An 18259-nucleotide genomic window follows, 5' to 3' on the forward strand; every position below is an offset into this window, starting at 1 on the left:
TCCCAGGCTTTTGCCCCATATTCCGCCTTTGGTGAGTTATGCGCTTGTCTTGTTCGGCCGGGTCCGGTGGGGCCGGGGTGTCAGAGGACGGTCGCACCGTCGTGGACTCCGCCCATGCAGCGCTTGGTGAACGCCTGCGAGCCGTCACCCACGGCGGAGATGACGACCGACCCGCCGCCGGCGATGCACTGGCTCGCGGTGACGTCCGTCGGCAGGGCGGCGGCGTGGGCGGGCCCGGCGAGCACGGACACGACCAGGGCGGTGAGCACGGCGTACGGCAGCTTGCGCATGGGGGCTCCTCCTCCGGGCGGCGGCCGGGCGGCCGCCGTATCAGGCTCGCGAGGGTGCGCGGGCGCCGCCACCCGGGCGCCGCGCGGGCCGGTGCCGAACCGGCTGGGGAGGGGCGCGACATCGTGCGTGACCCCCGGCGCCGGGACGGCGAGGTCACCGTCACCCTCACGGCGATCAGCCGGGGCGCCACGTCCGACGGGTGCGGCTGACGGTGGCTGCCCCTGCGGGCGGCGGGCGCCGCGGGGCTGCCCGGGCGGGACGCGACCGTCAGCGGCCGGGGGGGAACGCCGTGGTGGCGCACCGGCCCGGCCGGTGAGAGACGGGGCCGCCGCCCTTCGGAAGCCGTCCGTGTCGGGACGGGAGCGCCGGGTACTCAGTGCAGGCAAACAGGCCGTCACGGGTCCGGACACCGCACGGGAACGGCGTGTCCGGTTCGGCGAAGGAGTGGTCATGACGCAGAACGGTGATGACGCGACGCTCGTCCGGCGACCGGGGATCCCCGACCTCCGGACGGCACCGGACGGGGACGAGCCCGCGCCACCACAGGACCCGCAGGCGGACCAGCCGCTGCAGGAACTCCCCCAGGACCGCAACCAGGCGCTTCTGGAGGCGGCCAAGCAGGTCGGCGCCCTGCTGAAGCGCGAGGGGCACCTGTTCGCACTGGCCGGCAGTGTGGCCGCGTACGCCCACGGCGGTGAGAAGAACCTGCAGCACGACGTCGACTTCGCGATCCGCCCCGAGGACGCGGAAGCGGTGGCGGCCACGCTCCACGAGGCCGGGCTGACGGTCTACACCCCGCCGGAGGACTGGCTGATCAAGGCCACGTGTTTTGGCCAGCCGGTCGACATCATCTTCGAACTGGCGCACCGGCCGGTCGGCGCGGACATGCTGGAGCGGGCGGAGGAACTGTCGGTCGACTCCGTGCGCATGCCCGTGCTGGCCCCGACGGATCTGTTGTGGAGCCTGACCGCCGCGTTCTCCGAGCACCACTGCGACTTCGGGGCGGCCCTGCCCATCGCGCGCGCCCTGCGGGAGAAGGTCGACTGGGAGAAGGTGCGGCGCGAGTGCGGGGACGCGCCGATGCCCGCGGCCTTCTTCTTCCTCCTGGAGCGCCTGAACGTCATCTGAAGGAGCACCCATGAGCACCCCCGGTTCACTGGACGCGGGCGGCGGGCCGCCGGCCGAGAATCTGGACTACCGCATCGCCCACCTCCAGGACCGCCTCGCCTCCGGCGAGCTCGGTGAACTGGGCGTACGGGTCGAGGCCCGCGGCCGGACGGTACTGGTCACCGGCACCGTGCCGTCGGCGCCCTGCCGCGACGAGATCGTGCGCACCGTCCACGAGGAGCTCGCCGGATTCCCCGTGCACAGCGACCTCGTGGTCACCGAGGCGTCCTCCCCCGACCACGCGGAGGAACTCTCATGATCCGCGTCGCAGCCGTCGGGGACATCCACATGGGGCCCGACAGCCAGGGCGTGCTCCGCCCCGCTTTCGAGACCCTGCCCGAGTGCGCCGACCTCCTGCTGCTGGCCGGGGACCTCACCCGGCACGGCACGCCCGAGGAGATGCGGGTGGTCGCCTGCGAGATCCAGCACCTCGCCGTTCCGGTCGTCGCCGTCCTGGGCAACCACGACCACCACGACGACCGCCCGGACGAGGTCGCGGCCATCCTCCGGGACGCGGGCGCCCACGTCCTGGAAGGGCAGGCCACGGTCGTGGAGAGCGGCGGGGCACGGATCGGCGTCGCCGGGACCAAGGGGTTCGGCGGTGGCTTCGTGGGCCGCTGCGCGGGGGAGTTCGGCGAGCCGGTCATGAAGGAGTTCGTCCGGCACTCACGCCGGTGCGCCGACGGGCTGCGGACCGCCCTGGAGCAACTGGGTGAGGAGGACTGTGACGCGCGGATCGCCCTGACCCACTACTCCCCCGTCGCGGACACGCTGGCGGGCGAGCCGCTGGAGATCTACCCGTTCCTGGGCAGCTATCTGCTGGCCGAGGCGATCGACACCGCCGGTGCCGACCTCGCGGTGCACGGGCACGCGCATGCCGGCACCGAACACGGCATGACCAGCGGCGGTGTGCGGGTGCGCAACGTCGCCCAGCCGGTCATCGGACGGGCCTTCCACGTCTACCACCTGCCGGTCCGGGAGCCCGCCGCAACCGGTGCCGCCACACAACAGCTCCCCTGAGTCAGGGTTTTCCCTCTCCGCCGCCGGCGTCTCGCCGGCGGCGTTTTCGTTGCGCGCCGCCTGGCGCACCGAACCGCCCGTGTACCGCCTGTGGTGTGAACCCTCCGCACGTCGTGCCCGTTTCAGGCATTTTGTCTGCTTAGCATGCGAACTCCGCGCTCCGCACGTCGGCGATGTCCCCAGGCGTCCGCCCGGGGCGCACGTGCCCCGTACGAGAGGACATCAGATGGCGCTGACGGGCCGTCAAAAGCCACCCTGCGAGCACGCCTTCTCCCCGCATGACGCCGTGCTGCGCAGCGCGGTGCCGCACGTCGCCCGCCGTCGCTTCCTGACCGTCACGGCGGCCGCCGCGATGCTCGCCTTCAGCACCAACCGGCCGGCGCGCGGCGCCACCGCCGTTCGCGAACTCGACGCGGCCCGGATCACCGACAACCCGTTCACCCTCGGCGTGGCCTCCGGGGACCCGCTGCCGGACTCGGTGCTGCTCTGGACACGGCTCGCGCCCCAGCCGTTCGCGGAGGACGGCGGCCTCGGCCAGGAGCGGGTCGCCGTCGCCTGGGAAGTGGCCGCGGACGAGTGGTTCGTCATCGTCGAGCAGGAGGGTACCGCCACAGCCCACCCCGAGTACGCCCACAGCGTGCACGTCGACGTCAAGGGCCTGAGGTCGGACAGTGAGTACTACTACCGGTTCCGGGTGGGCTCCTGGATCAGCCCCGTGGGCCGCACCCGCACCTCCCCCGCCCCGGGCAGTGACACCTCCCGCCTGCGGCTGGCCGCCGTCGCCTGCCAGGCCTACCAGGACGGCTACTACACCGCCCACCGGCATCTGGCGCAGGAGGACGTCGACGTGGTCTTCTTCCTCGGCGACTACCTGTACGAGTACGCCGTGGACTCCGCCGGCGGGGCCCGCCGCTACACCGACCGCAAGCTGCCCGACGTGTTCAACCGCGAGACGACCACGCTCGCGGACTACCGGCTGCGCTACTCGCTCTACAAGAGTGACCCGGACCTGCAGGCCGCGCACGCCCGGCATCCGTTCGTCGTCACCTGGGACGACCACGAGACGGAGAACAACTACGCGGGTCCCCACGACGAGAAGGGCAGTGCTCCGGAGGAGTTCCTGGTACGACGGGCCGCCGCCTACCGGGCGTACTGGGAGAACCAGCCGCTGCGCGCCGAGCAGCTGCCGAACGGGCCCGACGCCCGGTTGTACCGTCGGCTGACCTGGGGATCGCTCGCCCAGTTCGACATCCTCGACACCCGCCAGTACCGCTCCGACCAGGCCTACGACGACCGGCCGCACGCGCCGGGACCCGAGTCGGACGATTTGGCCCGTACCCTCACCGGTGCCGCTCAGGAGCGCTGGCTACTGGACGGCTGGCGGGACTCCGACGCGCTGTGGCACGTGATGCCCCAGCAGGTGTGCTTCTCCCAGCGCAAGTTCGACCTGACGGCGCCGGCCCGGGTCTCCATGGACGCCTGGGACGGCTACCGGGCCTCCCGTGACCGGGTCATGGCGGGCGCGAAGGCTGCCGGCATCGACAACTGGATGGTCCTCACCGGCGACGTCCACGTCGGCTACGCCTTCGACCTCAAGGACGACTTCGACGACCCGCAGTCCAAGACGCTGGGCACGGAGCTCACCTGCACCTCCGTCGCCAGCGGCGGGAACGGAAGCAAGAAGCCGGACAACTGGGACACGTACATGAAGGCCAACCCCCACATGAAGTACTACGACGGCCGGCGCGGCTATGTCCGGGTCGAGCTGGGCCGCGAGAACGCCCAGGCCGACTTCCGGACCGTCTCGGCCATCAACACGCCCGAGGGCACCATCTCGACGTCCGCGTCCTTCGTCACGGAGGTGGGATCGCCCGGCCTGAAGTCAGCGTGACGCGCCGGTATCCGCAGTACTGCACATGGCGCCCCTCCCCGCGCCACAGCACGAACGGGGCGGCCCGGGACATCACTCCGGGCCCGCTCCGGCAAGGCCTATGGCCTGGCCGACAGTTTCACCGCGACCGAAGGAGACACATCGACATGGCCCACAGACATGCCGTGGCCGGCCGCCGGGCGGCGCTGACCGCAATCGGCGCGCTCGTCGCCACAGGGATCCCGTCCGCCGTGGCGGCCGAGCCGGCACCGCCCGCAGGGCCTCTGCCCTCGGCCGCCCAGACCCTCGGAGCCCACCGGCCGTCGCCTGCGCTGCTGCGCGCCCTGGAGCGCGACCTCGGGCTGACCCCGGCTCAGGCCTCCCGGCGGCTGGTCAACGAGGCGGAGGCGGGCACCCGGGCGGGGCTGCTGCACAACGCGCTGGGCAACCGCTTCGCGGGGGCCTGGCTGCGCGGCACGACATCGCAGGAACTCGTGGTGGCGACCACCGACGCCGCGGACGTGCCCGCCATCAAGGCCCAGGGCGCCAAGGCGGCTGTCGTGAAGAAGACGCTGCGCGAACTGATGGTCGCGAAGAAGAAGCTGGACCGGGCGGCGGCCCGCGTCAGCACCCGCGACACACCCCTGTGGTACGTCGACGTCCCGGCGAACCGGGTCGCCGTGGAGGCCAGGACCAAGGCCGCGGCCGCCGCGTTCGTCAAGGCCGCGGGCCTCGACGGCAGAAGCGTGGGCGTCAAGGTGACGGCGAACCGGCCACGCCTCATGGCGGACATCACGGGCGGCGACGCCTACCACATCAACAACGCCGCCCGCTGTTCCATCGGCTTCTCCGTAACCAAGGGCGACCAGCAGGGCTTCGCCTCGGCGGGCCACTGCGGCAAGAAGGGCGACCGGACGACCGGCTTCGACAAGGCGGAGCAGGGCACGTTCCAGGCTTCCACGTTCCCGGGCAAGGACATGTCGTGGGTCGCCGTCAACGACCAGTGGACCACGACCGCGAACGTGAAGGTCGAGGGTGACCAGAAGGTGCAGATCACCGGCTCGGTCCAGGCGCTCGTCGGGGCCGCCGTCTGCCGCTCCGGCTCCACCACCGGGTGGCACTGCGGCAAGATCGAGCAGCATGAGACCAGCGTCAGCTACGCCGAGGGCAGGGTCGACGGGCTGACCCGGACGACGGTGTGCGCCGAGCCCGGCGACTCCGGCGGGCCCTATGTCGCGGGCGTCCAGGCGCAGGGCGTGACCTCCGGCGGTACGGGCGACTGCACGAGTGGCGGCACCACCTTCTACCAGCCGATCAATGCGCTGCTCAACGACTTCGGCCTCACCCTGAAGACCGTTGCCGCCGAAACCCCGGCACCGCAGGGCAATGCCGCGCGGGCGTGGGCCGCGGGCCGTGTCTACGAGGCCGGCGCCACCGTGACCCACGCGGGTGTGCGCTACCGGTGCCTGCAGACCCACCAGGCCCAGAGCGCGTGGGCGCCCACCCGCACTCCGGCCCTGTGGCGGCGGGCATGACGAAGGGTCAGGGTTGTCCGGCGCCGGCGCGGCAGATGCCGTCGGCGCCGGGCGGTGCCCGCTACTCCTGTGCCAGCAGCGCGTACGCGGCGGCCAGGAAGGGTTCGTGGGCCCGGAAGCGGCGGGTGCACACCGCGGCCAGGGCCGTGCCGGTGTCGGCGCGAAAGCCCAGGAACGCCTGCTGGCCGAGGGTCGCGCCGCTGTGGAAGTACATCGGCCCGCCGTCCGTGGGGTGACGGAACCAGGCAATGGTGTGGACGTGCCGGTGCCCGATGCCCCTGCGGAGCACGGGCCGGCGCACAGCCCGCAAGGCGGGGGCGAGGCGCGGTGCCACGCCGGTCGGGTCCAGATGGGCCTCGAGGAAGGTGAGCAGGTCGTGCGGCGTGGCCCGTACGGCACCCGCCGCCTGGAAGCCTCCGGCGTCGAAGGCGGGCACGGGTGACACGCCGTCCCGTCCGTGCCCGAGGGCGTCCAGACCGGAGTCGTCCGCGCGCAGGGTCGTGCCGTCCAGGCCGAGGGGGTGCAGCACCTGGTCGGTGAGCAGGTCCTCCCAGGGTGTGCCGGTCGCGGCGGAGAGTGCGTGTCCGAGTACGGCGACGCCGTAGTTGGAGTAGCGCCACCGGGTACCGGGGCGGTGGCGCGGCCGGTGCCGCAGGAAGGCGTCGACGACCCGGGCGTCCGGGAAGCGGGCGTACGGGTTGGTTGTCCAGGCGGGCAGGCCCCGGAGGAAGAACCCGGTCGGCAGGGCGGGCAGTCCGGAGGTGTGGGTGATCAGGTGGGCGAGCGTCACCGGGTTCGCACCTGACGGCCGCCCCCCGCCCAGGAAGGCGGCGGCCGGTTCACCGCCGGACAGCCGGCCGCTGCTGATCAGCCGGGCCAGCAGCAGACCGGTGAACGTCTTCGACGCCGAGCCGATCTCGTAACGCAGGTTCTGGCGGGGAAGCGGCGGGGGCAGGGCGGTGCCGCCGCTCATGATGCTGCGGCGGCCGTGCCGGGAGAGGGCGAACACCACGTCCGGGGCGTCGGATGCGGTGACGGCGTCAGCGAGCCGCTCGACGAGCGGGTCGTCGTCCGGGGAAACCTCCGGCGACGGGACGCGCGGGACAGGCCCCGCCGCCGCGAGCGGGGCGCGGAGGTGCCGGGATTCATCCGGCGGCACGTCATGCGGGGCAGGTGTCCGGCCCACCGGTGTGTCGCGCGAGGCCGCCGGGCCCTCGTCCCTCGGCGCGTGGCGTACGGCCGAGGACTCCTCCGCCGGCGTGGCGCGCAGGGCCGGAGCCTCGGCGTCGTCGAGCGGTTCACCCGGCCAGGGCGTGTGCCGCCGGGGCGTCATGAGGCCTCGGCCAGCAGGGACAAGGACCGGGATGTGGCCAGCACGGAGGCGTAGGCGGCGACCAGAGTGGGGTGGTAGACGATGTCGAACACCTCGTCGGGGGCCCCCTCGGGCATGGTCCGCAGGGCGGGCATCGCGCCGTCGGGCTGCTGTGCTGCGGCGAAGCCCTCCCAGGCCCGTTCGTCCAGGGTGGGTTGGGGCAGGCAGGCGTCGACCACCAGTAGTTCGCCGAGCAGGTCCCAGCGTTCCAGGTCCAGCCAGTCGTCGATCCAGACCGGCAGCCAGGTCGCGAGGTAGTCGGCGGTGGCGGGCGGCAGAGCGTCCGGCCTCTCCCCCCAGTCGGTCAGGTGGAACACGTTGTGCGTGACGTCGTAGGCGATATGCCCTTCCACCGTCCAGGGCTCGGGGTGCGCGCCAGCCAGGTCGTGCCCCTCAGTTCGGACTCCGCCGGCCGGGGCGGGAGACCGAATCGGCGCTGGAACGCGGACAGGCCGAGCCGCCGGGTGGGGGTCGCCTCGAACGCCGCCCAGCTGTCCAGCCGGTGGTTCAGGACGGCTGCCCGCTCCACCTCCGGCTGGCTGTAACCGAGTTCCTTGAAGGGCAGGTACACCTCGAAGGGGATGGGGGAGATCGGTTCCGTGAGCTGCCCCCGGACCAGCATGCGGCCGCCGTCCAGCGTCTCGCGCCAGGCGTGGTCGAGGAGTTGTCTGGCCAGCTGCGCCTGGCGCGACCCCGCGACACCCTCACGGAACAGCACCTTGCAGATCATGGCCAGTTCGCCGATGGGTTTGAAGCGCTCCAGGAAGCCGATCTCCGGGTCGACATCGGGTTCCAGCTGGAATCCGTCACGGTGGGCCCACAGCCATTCCAGGGCGTCGGCTCCGACGTTGTGGATCAGGCGGGTGTCGGTCATCCCAGCACTCCTTGTCCGCCGGGCCGGTGGTGTGTGGCTGCCCGGGCCTCGTCGTCGAGACGCCCGGTGGTCAGGGTCGCCGCGAAGGCGGCCATGAGGGTGGGGTGGTAGTGGGAGAGGAAGTCCGGTCCACTGTCGTGATGGGCTCCGGTCCCCGACTCCGGGATCGCGCCGGAGGGGTGCTGTACCTCCGCGACGCGCGTCCAGGCCTCCTGGAGGACGGCGCGTTCGGGCAGCAGGGGCAGACTCGCCGCCACGGCGAGCAGCTCGCAGCCGAGGTCCCACATCCCGGCGTCCAGACAGGTGTCGAGCCAGGGCGGCAGCCAGTCGGCCAGGTACTCGGCCAGGTCCGGTGGCACGTTCCCGGTCCCGGCGCGTCCCCAGTCGGTGAGGTGGAAGACCACGTGGGTGAGGGAGTAGCCGGAGGACTGCTCGAAGGTCCAGGGCTCGGGCAACCCGGCCAGCCAGGTGCGCTGCAGCGCCTTCGGCATCGCGTCATGTTCCCGGATGCCGCTGCGTACCTCGGCGTTCAGGACACCGAGCCGCCGGGTGGGCTCCTGCTCGGTGAGTTGCCAGCCGCGAGTGCGGGCCACCATGGCGGTGGCCGCCTCGTACCCCGGGTGCCGCAGGCCCGCCGCGGCCATGGCGGCGTACACCTCCAAGGGGTATGTCGCGAAGGGCTCCAGCCGCTGCAGGCGCATGAACAGCTCGCCCCTGCCGGTCTCCTGCCACGCGAAGGTCATCAGGTCGGCCGCGCATGCGTGGAGCGGATCCGGGGGCGCGGTATGCCGGGTCACGGTCGCGCACACCTGGGCCAGTTCCCCGAGCGGCTTCCAGCTGCGGTTCACCTGTCCGTCGGCGGCCAGCGCGTCCTCGCCCAGCGCGAACTGCGCGCGATGTGCCGACACCCACGCCAGCGCGTCCTCGGCCACCTGCCGTGTCCCCCGTGTGTCCCTCACACGAACGCTCCCGCCCGCGTCAGCCGTGCCGCGCTCACCTGCAGAGCCACGAGCGGGTCCTGACCACCCATCAGCTCCACGAAGTCCAGGCCGTTCTCGAGTCCCAGCGTCTGCGGTACGCCCTCCAGCAGGGTCAGCCAGCGTCCGGCGCCGGCCGCCTGTCGCCAGTCCCTGCGGCGGACGGCGCGCACGAAGCCCCGGGCGACGTCGACCGGACGGTGCCCGGCCGCGCGGGCCACCGCGCAGTCCTCGCCCGGGACGGCGAGGGCGGCCAGCACCGCGAGCTGGTGTGTCAGGACTTGCCAGGTCGCGCCCTCCAGCCAGGCGGCGTCGGGTTCCTGCTGCGGACCGCCCACGTAGCCCGGGTCGAGCCGCCGCAGCGTGTGCCGCATGGCCCAGTGGCTCCACAGGACGGTGGGGGCGGCGTCGTCTCCGGGCGGGTAGGCCTCCACGGCCTTCCGGAACACGGCGAGGTCGTCGGGCAGGGGCGGGGTGTGGCAAAGGGTGCTCGGCAGCAACGCGTCGGCTCCCAGCACACGTACGGCCGCCGGCGCGAGGCCCTCCGCTTCCACGTCGGCCCGCTCCAGGGCGGCCGCACGAGCGTGGTCTCCGCTCCGAAGAGCGGAGACCACACCGGAAGCGAGGTCCTGCACCGCGCCCTGCAAGAGGGACGAAGTGCCTGACTGCTCCATCTGGTTACTCCTGTCGGTTCACTAGCCCTTCTTGGGGCGCGGGGTGGGCGGCGACAGAAGCAGACCGTAACCACCCTTGAACAGCGCAAGTGCGGCGCACTCGCGGCTGTCGCGGTAGATGCCGTCGGCTTCTGCCGGGTCGAGTGCAGCCTCGATGTCGGCACTCTGGATGCCCGTCAGTTCCTTGGTGACCTTTTCGGTGGCAGTCATTGCACCATCTCCTTGACTGAAGCGGATGCTTTCCCCTCTAGTGCACCTGATGGGGACAAATCATGCCAACTTACCCAGGAGTTTATTTGCGTCACTTGTTCAACATCTAGCGCATGAGTTATCACGCTTGTGGTAGTTGCCGCCGAAACGGCACATGTGCTCAGCCTCGCGCCACGACCCGCACGGTGCGCACGGAGGAATCGGCCGCGTCCGGGATCAGGACACCGTGCTCCACGCCGCTGCGGAGGTAGTCCAGGATCTCGTCGGTGATCACCTCACCGGGTGCCACCGCGGGGACGCCCGGCGGGTAGGGGCTGATCATCTCCGCGGAGATCCGTCCCGCGGCCCGTTCGGCGGGCACGTGCTCGACCGGGGCGAAGAACGCCTCTCGGGGCAGCATCGCCTGCTCCAGCTCCAGCGCCGAGGGCTCCGGGAGCCGGACCGGCGGGCGCCGTTCGATCGAGTCCGCGTGCATGACGAGCGCGCGCAGGGCGTCCAGCAGGACCTCCTCGGTCTCGTCGTCGTCGGCGTAGGTGATCGAGGCGCTGATCCGGCAGGTGTCCGAGCCGCCGACGTCCACATGGCGGTGCGTGCGCAGCCACTCCGCGGCCTGCATCCCGCTCACGCCGAGCTTGCGTACGTCGATCACGAGCTTGAGCGGATCGAGGTCGGCGGCGAGCCCCTCCTCCACGATCTCCCGGCCCATCGGCCGCAGCCCGGACAGCTCCGCGACCGCCGCCCGGATGCGCCCGACGCGGCGCAGCGCCGTCTCCAGCAAGTCGTGCCCCTGTTCGACCATCTGGCGGCGCCAGCCGTCTAGCGTGGCGAACACGAGGGAGGAGGCGCTGGTGGTGCCGAGAAGGTCTTCCCGCTGCTTCAGGGCCTCGGGTGACACCCGGTCGTACTGGAGGTGGAAGACGGAGCTCTGCTCGATGGCCCCGCCCATCTTGTGCACGCTGGTCACCACCAGGTCGGCATCGGCGTCCATGCCCCAGGCCGGCAGACCGGGGTGGAACGGCAGGTGGGCGCCCCAGGCCTCGTCGACGATGACGGGCACGTCGAACTCGTGGCACACCCGGGCCACTCCCGCGATGTCGGCGCAGGAACCCCAGTCGGTGGGCGTGATGAGCAGCATGCCCTTGGCGTCCGGGTGCTCCTGGAGGCGCCGGCGGACGTCGTCGGGCTCGGGCGGGTGGGCCAGGTGCCGTTCGGTGTCGAACTTCGGGTGAACCCAGATCGGTTCGACGCCGTTGACGACGACGGCCGCGACGACGGACTTGTGGGCGTTGCGCGACGGCAGCAGCTTCTCGCCCGGTCCGGGCGCGGCGAGCATGGCGGTCTTCACGGACAGGGAACTGCCGCAGGTGGAGAAGAAGGCGTGCTCGGCGCCGACCGCGTCGGCCATCAGCTCCTGGGCCCGGCTCAGCACGCCCCGCGACTGACGGCGGTCGTCGAGCCCGTTGAGCGAGAGCACGTCCGAGCGGAACACGTCGAGGCCGACGATCTCCGCCACCCGCGGGTCCACTCCCCTGCCCTGCTTGTGACCGGGTGGGCCGTAGGCGATGTCGCCGCGGCGCCGGAAGTCCTCCAGCGCCTCCAGGACGGGCACACGCGAGTGGTCCATGGGTCCTCCCGAGTCCGGCCCGCCCGAGCCGCCGCCGCGGCGTCCACGCTGTCGTGTCCCGGCGGGTACTCCGACCGTGTTGGCCCCGGGCCCCGATCGAAACGCGACGGGTGTCGCGGCGGCGGACGGTGAAACCCGGCACGGGAACACAGCGGCACCGGCGGGAAGGCCCGCGCGGGCGAAACGGACCGGCCCGGGCGGGAGGCCCACTCCCGTACAACGAACCGGCCCGGACGGGAGGCCCACTCCGGCCGAGCAGTCCCACACCGGTCGGGAGACCCACTCCCGTACAACGAACCGGCCCGGACGGGAGGCCCACTCCGGCCGAGCAGTCCCACCGGCCGGGAGACCGACTCCGGCCAGGCAGACAAACATGGGTCGGGCGACTCGCACCGGCGAGGCAGACCGGCTCCGGTAATGACCCGCCCGGGGCCGCGCACCAGCCCCAGGTCCGCGCACCGCCCCCGACGTCGAGGAGACCCCGTGACCCGCACGCCTGACCTCGTACACCAGGCCATCCGTGAGGAGGTGGCGGCCCGGGCCGACGCGCTGTGGGGCGTCGCCCGGCGCCTGCACGCCGAACCCGAGCACGCCTTCGCCGAGCACCGGGCGGCCGCGCTGCTGTCGGGCGAGCTGGAACACGCCGGTTTCGCCGTGGAGCGGGGCGTGGCGGGGATGCCGACGGCGTTCACCGCCCGCTGGGGCCGGGGCCGGCCGGCGGTGGCGCTGCTGATGGAGTACGACGCCCTGCCCGGTCTCGGACACGCGTGCGGCCACAACCTCATCGCGGCGGCCGGGCTGGGCGCCGCGCTGGCCGTGGCCGCCGCCATGCCGCAGCCGTCCGACGGGACGGTGCTGGCGGTCGGCACGCCCGCCGAGGAGGGTGGCGGCGGCAAGGCCGTCGAGGTGGAGGCCGGGGTGTTCGACGACGTCGACGCGGCGCTGATGTTCCACCCGGGGGTGTACAGCTGGGCGCGGGCGCCGCTGACCGCGCAGGTGCAGTACCGGGTGGCCTTCCACGGCCGGGCCGCCCACCCCACGGGCAATCCCACCGAGGGCGTCGACGCGCTGGCGGCGCTCGTGGAGCTGTTCAACGTGCTGGCCGTGCTGGGGCGCCGGCTGCCGGAGGGCTCGCACGTACAGGGCATCGTCACGCACGGCGGCACGGCCACGAACATCGTCCCGGAGTACGCCGAGGGCCTGTTCGGTGTGCGCGCGGCCACGACGACGGCGCTGGAGGACCTGACGGAGCGGCTGCGCGTGTGCGCCGAGGGGGTGGCCCGGGCCACCGGCACCACCGCCGAGGTGGAACGGGCCACCGTGCGCTACGAGCACTTCCGGGACAGCGAAGTGCTGTCCGACAGGTTCGCCGCGCACCTGGCCCGGGCCGGGATCCCGCTGTCACCGCCCACGCCCGGCGTGTACCTGGGCTCGTCCGACATCGGCAACGTCAGCACGCGGGTGCCCGCCATCCACCCGTTCGTCGCGATCACGGGCGAGGACGGCTCCGACCACACCCCGGAGTTCGCCGAGGCGGCCGCCTCGCCCCGGGCCCGCGAGGTGCTCCTCGCCGCGACTCAGGCCCTCGCCTGTACCGCCGCCGACGTCCTGCTGTCCGGGGAGCTGCGCGAGAAGGCGTGGGCGCGGCACCGGGCGGTGTGAGTGGTTCGGCTCCGCCTGGGGAACCCGGCGAGCGCTGTACCCACCGACTCTCTGGAGAGGGCCCATGAGTCTGTTGCGAGTGCTCGGCCGCCCCATGCTGGCCTCGATGTTCCTCACGGGCGGCATGAACTCCGTCCGCGATCCGAAACAGGTCGCCGACGCCGCCGAGCCTGTCGTCCAACCGGTCACCGAGCGCATCTCGGCGCTGCCGGACCACACCGAGCAGGTCGTACGGCTCAGCGGCGCCGTGCAGGTCGTCGCGGGGCTGATGCTGGCCACCGGGCGCGTGCCGCGTCCGGCCGCGCTGGCCATCGCGGCCACGCTGGTGCCCACCACGCTGGCGGGGCACCGCTTCTGGGAGGCGGAGGATCCCGAGGAGCGGGCACAGCAGCGCATCCACTTCTTCAAGAACCTGTCCATGCTCGGCGGGCTGCTGATCGCCGCCGACGACACCGGCGCCCGCCCCTCGGTGGTGTGGCGCGGCACCCACGCCGCCCGCGGGCTGCGGCGCGACGCGGGTCTGGTGCGCCGCTCCGTCCGCGCCACCGCACGGCCGGCCGCCGCGGCCGGGCGCGTCCGGGCCAAGCTCCCCGCCTGAGCCGCCGGCACGGCACCGGCGGCCGCACGTTAGCCCCCTGAGGCCGGGGGGACCCGAGCGCTGGAGGTGAAGGACATGGGACACGGAGGAAACGTCATCGACGAGCTGGTGACCGATCACCGCGAGGTCGAGGAGATGTTCGGCAGGATCGAGGCACTGCCGTCCGGCCACCAGGACCGCAAGGTGTACGCCGACCAGGTCACGATGGAGCTCGTACGGCACTCGGTGGCCGAGGAGGCCTACCTCTACCCGGCCGTACGCGAGCATGTGGCGGGCGGGGACGCCCTCGCCGATCAGGAGCTCCAGGATCACGCCACGGCCGAGCAGATCATGAAGGATCTGGAGGGCTGTGACGCGGGCGACGCCGACTTCGACCGGCTGATGGGCATGCTGATGAGCGAGATCCGCTCGCACATCGCCGACGAGGAGGGCAACCTGTTCCCGCGGCTGCGGCAGGCCTGTCCGATGGACGCGCTCAACGAGCTGGGCGACAAGGTGCGCAAGGCGAAGAAGACCGCACCGACCCGGCCCCACCCGGCGGCCCCCGACAAGCCTCCGGCCAACAAGCTCCTGGCTCCGGGCACCGGGATGGTGGACCGGCTGCGTGACGCGCTGAGCGGCCGGGGCAAGTTCGAGTAGGCGGCCACCGCACGGAAGCGGGGTCCGTCGCCGAGGGCGACGGGCCCCGCTTCCGTGTGCGTGTGATCAACCCCACTGTGGTCTCAAGGCCCTTGCGCGTCAGGGCGTTTGGGAGGCGGGGGACGGCGGATCAAGGTGCGGTGGAACCGCTTCTCCGGTCCCCTCTGCCACGATGGTCGGCGCCGTACCCGTCGAGGGGAGCCACCGCGCAGCGCGGCCGGTGTGCCCCGCCCCCTCGTCCCCCTTCTGCTGAGTCCCCCGACTCGTCTTCGAGTACCGCACTGTGTCTTCCTTCCCTTCACCCGCCCCTGCCCTGCCTGCCTCCCGCTCGCCCTGGCGGTCGTTGCGGTACCGCAGCATGCGCTGGTGGTCCGTCGCGAACTTCGTGTCGAACGCCGGTACGTGGATGCAGCTCACCGTGCAGAACCTGCTGGTCCTGGAGATCACCGGGTCCGCCGCCGCGACGGGGCTGTCCATGTCCGTGCAGGCCGCCCCGGCGCTGCTGATCAGCGTGCTGGGCGGGGCCGCCGTCGACCGCTGGCCCCGCAAGCTCACGGCAGCCGTGAGCCAGGCGGTGCTCGGCGCGATCGCGTTCACCACGGCCGTCCTCGTGGCGCTGGACCGGATCGACATGACCTCACTGATGGTGCTGGCCGCCGTCACGGGTGTCGTCGCGACCGTGGACAACCCGGCGTGCGCGCTGCTGGGCAACGACCTCGTGCCGGCGGAGGACGTGCCCTCGGCCATCGGGGTCGGGGCGCTGGTGCACCAGGCGGGCAGGCTGGTGGGAGCGGCCCTGGCCGGTGTGGCGGTCGGGTTTCTCGGCACGTCCGTCGCGTACTTCGGCAACGGGCTGTCGTTCCTGTTCGTGGCCTCGGTCATCCCCTTCCTGCGCCCGGCCGCCGGTGCGGCGCGGGCGCAGGAACGGAACCACCGGGCCTCGAAGAACACCGGTCCCGACCTGACCGTGCGGGAGGGGCTGGCCTACTTCGTACGGCGGCCGCGCCTCGTCGCGCTGGCGGGTGTGACCGGCATCAGCTCCGTGTTCGGCCGTAACTACGGGCTCACGCTGGCCGTGCTCGTCACCGGGCCGCTCGCGGGAGGCGCCGGTTCCTTCGGCACGGTGTCGACCGTGCTCGCCGTCGGCGGCATCCTCGGCGCGGTGCTCGGCGCCCGGCTGCGCCGTCCGTCGGTGCGGCTCGTCGGCGCGCTGGCGGCCGCTGGCGGCCTCCTGCAGGCGATGGCGGGGGTGTCGCCGTCGCTGGCCGTGCTGATCGCGCTGGTGCTGCCGATGGCCGTGGTGGAGTCGATCTCCGACACCGCCGGTACGGCCGTCCTGCAGACCGACCCGCCTGCGCATCTGCGGGGACGGGTGCTGGGCGTGTGGGGCAGCATCGGCACCGTGTGGGGCCTGGGCGGGCCGCCCGCGCTGGGCCTCCTCATGGAGCTGGCCGGGCCCCGCGGCGCCCTCGTCACCGGCGGGCTGCTCATCGCCGGCGCGATCGGGGCGGGCTCCCTGCTGCGGCAGCGCCGGGCCGTGTCGCCGGTGGTGCTCCGCACGGAGGAGCACGACGTGCCGGGTCAGCCGGTGCTGAGCCCGGCGGCCTGAGCGGACTCCGCCCGAGGGCGGCCCTCGACACGCGGGCCGCACCGCTCCGGCCCCGTGTGGCCCCCTACCGCCGCAGCGCCCCCTGCGCCGCCATCGCCGCCCGGCGGGCCAGCAGGGTCGTGGAGCGGCCGTCGAGGTAGGGCAGGACCACCGCCTGGCCGCCCCAGCCGCGCAGCACCTGCGCTTCGGGCAGGTCCTGGACGGAGTAGTCGCCACCCTTGACCCACACGTCCGGCCGCAGCCGGGCCAGTACCGCCTCCGGGGTGTCCTCCTCGAAGACCGCGACGGCGTCGACGCTGCCGAGCGCGGCCAGGACGCGGGCCCGGTCCGCCACCGGGTTGAGCGGGCGGCCGGGGCCCTTGCGGCGGGCGACGGACGCGTCGGAGTTCAGGCACACGATGAGGCAGTCGCCGATGCGCCGGGCGCTCTCCAGCAGACCGACGTGACCGGCGTGCACCAGGTCGAAGCAGCCTCCGGTGGCGACGACGGTGCCGCCTCGGGCCCGGACCCTCTCCGCGAGGCCGAACGCGTCGGTCGCGGGCTCGTCCGCCGGGCCGGGCCCGGGCTCGGTCCGCCACAGGTCGGGGTCGCCCGCGCCGCCCGCCGCGACGAACGCGGCCGCTTCGGCGACGGCCCGCTGCAGCGCCTCCTCGGGCAACAGGCCGTCGGCGAGACCCGCCGCCGTCGTGGCGGCGAAGCAGTCGCCCGCGCCGCATGGGTCCCCGGCGGCCCGGTAGGGCACCGGGACCAGCATCGGGGTGCCGGAACCCGGCCGGACCAGCAGCACCCCGCGCTCGCCGAGGGTGACGGCGACACCGGCAGCACGCCAGCGCTCGGCGAGACGGGCGCCCCTCTCGGCGTACGCGCCCAGCGTGGTCCCTGCGGAGCCGGGGTGAAGGGCCCGGGCCTCGGCCGCGTTGGGAGTGACCAGCCGGGCTCCGGGCACGGGCGGGTCGCCCTGGGGGTGCGGATCCCACACCAGGGGCGTGCGGCGGGCGGCGTCCTCCAGGAGCGGCCGCAGGGCGCCCGCGGTGTGCCGGCCGTAGTCGGCGACCAGGACGGCGTGCGCGTCGGCCAGGGCGTCACGGACCGCGTCACCGGGTTCGCCGGGGGTGCCGCCGCCCCGGTCGATGCGGACGACCGGCCGACCGCCCGCGAGGACGCGGGTCTTGACCGGCAGGGTGCCGTCCAGCGGGATCTCCAGCAGCCGGACCCGGCCGCGCAGGCCGCGTCGTACCGCTTCGCTTGCGTCGTCGTCGCCGAGCGCGGTCACCAGGACCACGTCCCGGCCGCCGCGGGCGGCGAGGGCGGCGGCCAGACCGGCTCCGCCGGGGTGGCGGCGGTCGCCGGTGACGTCGACGACCGGGGCGGGGGCGTCCGGGGAAAGCCGGGTGGACACGCCTTCGATGTCCTCGTCGAGGAGGACGTCCCCCACGACGACGAGAGGGTGGGGGCCGGTCATGACGTGCTCCCGTGGGTGAGAATCGCGCGCTGCGTCAGCGGCGTGGACACGGCCGTGTCGAAGCACTCGCAGAGCAGGTGGACGGCGACGAGATGGGTCTCCTGGACGTTCGCGGTGCTGCCGGCGTCGATGCACAGGGCTTCGTGGGCGGCTTCCGCGAGAGGGTTGGGTCCGCGGCCGGTCAGGGCCCACACGCGCAGTCCGGCCTGGCGCGCGGTCACGGCGGCGGCGATGAGGTTGGGGCTGCGGCCCGAGGTGGAGAGCAGGATCAGGATGTCGCCGGGGCGGCCGTGGGCGGTGACCTGACGGGCGTAGACGTGGTCGAAGCCGTAGTCGTTGCCGATGGCGGTCATGCTGGACGTCTCGGCGTGCAGGGCGAGCGCGGAGTACGCGCGGCGTTCCTGGCGGTAGCGGCCGACCAGCTCGGCGGTGAGGTGCTGGGCCTGGGCGGCGCTGCCGCCGTTGCCCGCGGCGAGCAGCCGGCCGCCGCCGGTGAGGACGTCGGCGAGGCGGCCGCCCCAGTCCGCGACCCGGTGAAGACCGTGCTCGCGGAACCGTCCGAGGGCTTCCTCCAGTGACCGGCAGTGCAGTCGCGCGGCATCAAGGGCGGGGTGTGCAGCGGGTTCGCTCATACGGATCGGGCGAGCCGCCGTGGGGACGGCGGCGGACCCACAC

General features: G+C 73.2%; 18 protein-coding genes and 1 pseudogene. 10 read left to right on the forward strand and 9 right to left on the reverse strand.

Features of this window, described 5'->3' with window-relative positions; genetic code table 11:
- Positions 1 to 80: 80 nt before the first annotated feature.
- Positions 81 to 290 carry a hypothetical protein gene (locus tag CEB94_RS02160; protein WP_175430523.1) on the reverse strand — a complete coding sequence of 70 codons (210 nt, stop codon included), beginning with the start codon at positions 288 to 290 and terminating at the stop codon, positions 81 to 83.
- A 54-nt stretch (positions 291 to 344) separates the two neighbouring features.
- Here CEB94_RS02160 and CEB94_RS02165 point away from each other — a divergent pair, with 54 nt between their 5' ends.
- The 6 genes from CEB94_RS02165 to CEB94_RS02190 all read left to right on the forward strand — a co-directional run bounded on the left by CEB94_RS02165 (position 345) and on the right by CEB94_RS02190 (position 5883).
- Positions 345 to 500, forward strand: a complete 156-nt coding sequence (locus CEB94_RS02165) for a hypothetical protein (protein WP_175430524.1) — start codon at positions 345 to 347, stop codon at positions 498 to 500.
- Between the two features lie 241 nt (positions 501 to 741).
- Positions 742 to 1419 carry a nucleotidyltransferase family protein gene (locus CEB94_RS02170; protein WP_175430525.1) on the forward strand — a complete coding sequence of 226 codons (678 nt, stop codon included), beginning with the start codon at positions 742 to 744 and terminating at the stop codon, positions 1417 to 1419.
- Between the two features lie 10 nt (positions 1420 to 1429).
- Positions 1430 to 1717, forward strand: a complete 288-nt coding sequence (locus CEB94_RS02175) for a BON domain-containing protein (protein ID WP_175430526.1) — start codon at positions 1430 to 1432, stop codon at positions 1715 to 1717.
- Complete coding sequence (locus CEB94_RS02180) at positions 1714 to 2478, forward strand: metallophosphoesterase family protein (RefSeq protein WP_175430527.1); 765 nt, start codon at positions 1714 to 1716, stop codon at positions 2476 to 2478. Before CEB94_RS02175 ends, CEB94_RS02180 begins: the two co-directional genes overlap by 4 nt.
- A gap of 226 nt (positions 2479 to 2704) precedes the next feature.
- Positions 2705 to 4369: an alkaline phosphatase D family protein gene (locus CEB94_RS02185; protein WP_175430528.1), complete on the forward strand. Its 1665-nt coding sequence runs from the start codon at positions 2705 to 2707 to the stop codon at positions 4367 to 4369.
- Between the two features lie 146 nt (positions 4370 to 4515).
- Positions 4516 to 5883, forward strand: a complete 1368-nt coding sequence (locus CEB94_RS02190; protein WP_175430529.1) for a carbohydrate-binding protein — start codon at positions 4516 to 4518, stop codon at positions 5881 to 5883.
- 61 nt (positions 5884 to 5944) lie between these two features.
- Here the strand turns inward: CEB94_RS02190 and CEB94_RS02195 are convergent, their stop codons facing one another.
- From CEB94_RS02195 to CEB94_RS02220, 6 genes and pseudogenes are all read right to left on the reverse strand, one after another.
- Positions 5945 to 7216 carry a serine hydrolase domain-containing protein gene (locus CEB94_RS02195; RefSeq protein ID WP_246111686.1) on the reverse strand — a complete coding sequence of 424 codons (1272 nt, stop codon included), beginning with the start codon at positions 7214 to 7216 and terminating at the stop codon, positions 5945 to 5947.
- Positions 7213 to 8129, reverse strand: a pseudogene (locus CEB94_RS02200) (DUF6895 family protein). Before CEB94_RS02200 ends, CEB94_RS02195 begins: the two are co-directional and overlap by 4 nt.
- Positions 8126 to 9088, reverse strand: coding sequence for a DUF6895 family protein (locus CEB94_RS02205; protein WP_175430530.1), 963 nt, complete (start codon positions 9086 to 9088; stop codon positions 8126 to 8128). The pseudogene CEB94_RS02200 and the gene CEB94_RS02205 overlap by 4 nt, the downstream one beginning before the upstream one ends.
- On the reverse strand, positions 9085 to 9780 hold the full coding sequence (locus CEB94_RS02210; RefSeq protein WP_175430531.1) for a hypothetical protein: 696 nt from the start codon (positions 9778 to 9780) through the stop codon (positions 9085 to 9087). The genes CEB94_RS02205 and CEB94_RS02210 overlap by 4 nt, the downstream gene beginning before the upstream one ends.
- Positions 9781 to 9801: 21 nt before the next feature.
- Positions 9802 to 9990: a hypothetical protein gene (locus CEB94_RS02215; protein ID WP_175430532.1), complete on the reverse strand. Its 189-nt coding sequence runs from the start codon at positions 9988 to 9990 to the stop codon at positions 9802 to 9804.
- 160 nt (positions 9991 to 10150) lie between these two features.
- Positions 10151 to 11614, reverse strand: a complete 1464-nt coding sequence (locus tag CEB94_RS02220) for an aminotransferase class I/II-fold pyridoxal phosphate-dependent enzyme (RefSeq protein WP_175430533.1) — start codon at positions 11612 to 11614, stop codon at positions 10151 to 10153.
- Between the two features lie 483 nt (positions 11615 to 12097).
- Here CEB94_RS02220 and CEB94_RS02225 point away from each other — a divergent pair, with 483 nt between their 5' ends.
- The 4 genes from CEB94_RS02225 to CEB94_RS02240 all read left to right on the forward strand — a co-directional run bounded on the left by CEB94_RS02225 (position 12098) and on the right by CEB94_RS02240 (position 16122).
- The gene (locus tag CEB94_RS02225) at positions 12098 to 13276 is read left to right on the forward strand and encodes an amidohydrolase (protein WP_246111687.1); all 1179 of its coding nucleotides are present in this window, start codon (positions 12098 to 12100) and stop codon (positions 13274 to 13276) included.
- 64 nt (positions 13277 to 13340) lie between these two features.
- A complete protein-coding gene (locus CEB94_RS02230; protein ID WP_175430535.1) occupies positions 13341 to 13874 on the forward strand; it encodes a DoxX family protein in 534 nt (177 codons plus the stop codon).
- Between the two features lie 75 nt (positions 13875 to 13949).
- Positions 13950 to 14513, forward strand: a complete 564-nt coding sequence (locus tag CEB94_RS02235; protein WP_175430536.1) for a hemerythrin domain-containing protein — start codon at positions 13950 to 13952, stop codon at positions 14511 to 14513.
- A 358-nt stretch (positions 14514 to 14871) separates the two neighbouring features.
- Positions 14872 to 16122, forward strand: a complete 1251-nt coding sequence (locus CEB94_RS02240; RefSeq protein WP_175430537.1) for an MFS transporter — start codon at positions 14872 to 14874, stop codon at positions 16120 to 16122.
- A gap of 64 nt (positions 16123 to 16186) precedes the next feature.
- On the opposite strand, the gene rfaE2 is transcribed toward CEB94_RS02240, so the two are convergent.
- Positions 16187 to 17584 (reverse strand): D-glycero-beta-D-manno-heptose 1-phosphate adenylyltransferase, encoded by a 1398-nt coding sequence (gene rfaE2 / locus CEB94_RS02245; protein WP_175430538.1) that lies wholly within the window; start codon positions 17582 to 17584, stop codon positions 16187 to 16189.
- Positions 17581 to 18216, reverse strand: a complete 636-nt coding sequence (locus CEB94_RS02250) for a D-sedoheptulose-7-phosphate isomerase (protein ID WP_175430539.1) — start codon at positions 18214 to 18216, stop codon at positions 17581 to 17583. Before CEB94_RS02250 ends, rfaE2 begins: the two co-directional genes overlap by 4 nt.
- Positions 18217 to 18259 lie beyond the last annotated feature (43 nt).

This window comes from Streptomyces hawaiiensis (genome assembly GCF_004803895.1).
GTDB classification, from domain to species: domain Bacteria; phylum Actinomycetota; class Actinomycetes; order Streptomycetales; family Streptomycetaceae; genus Streptomyces; species Streptomyces hawaiiensis.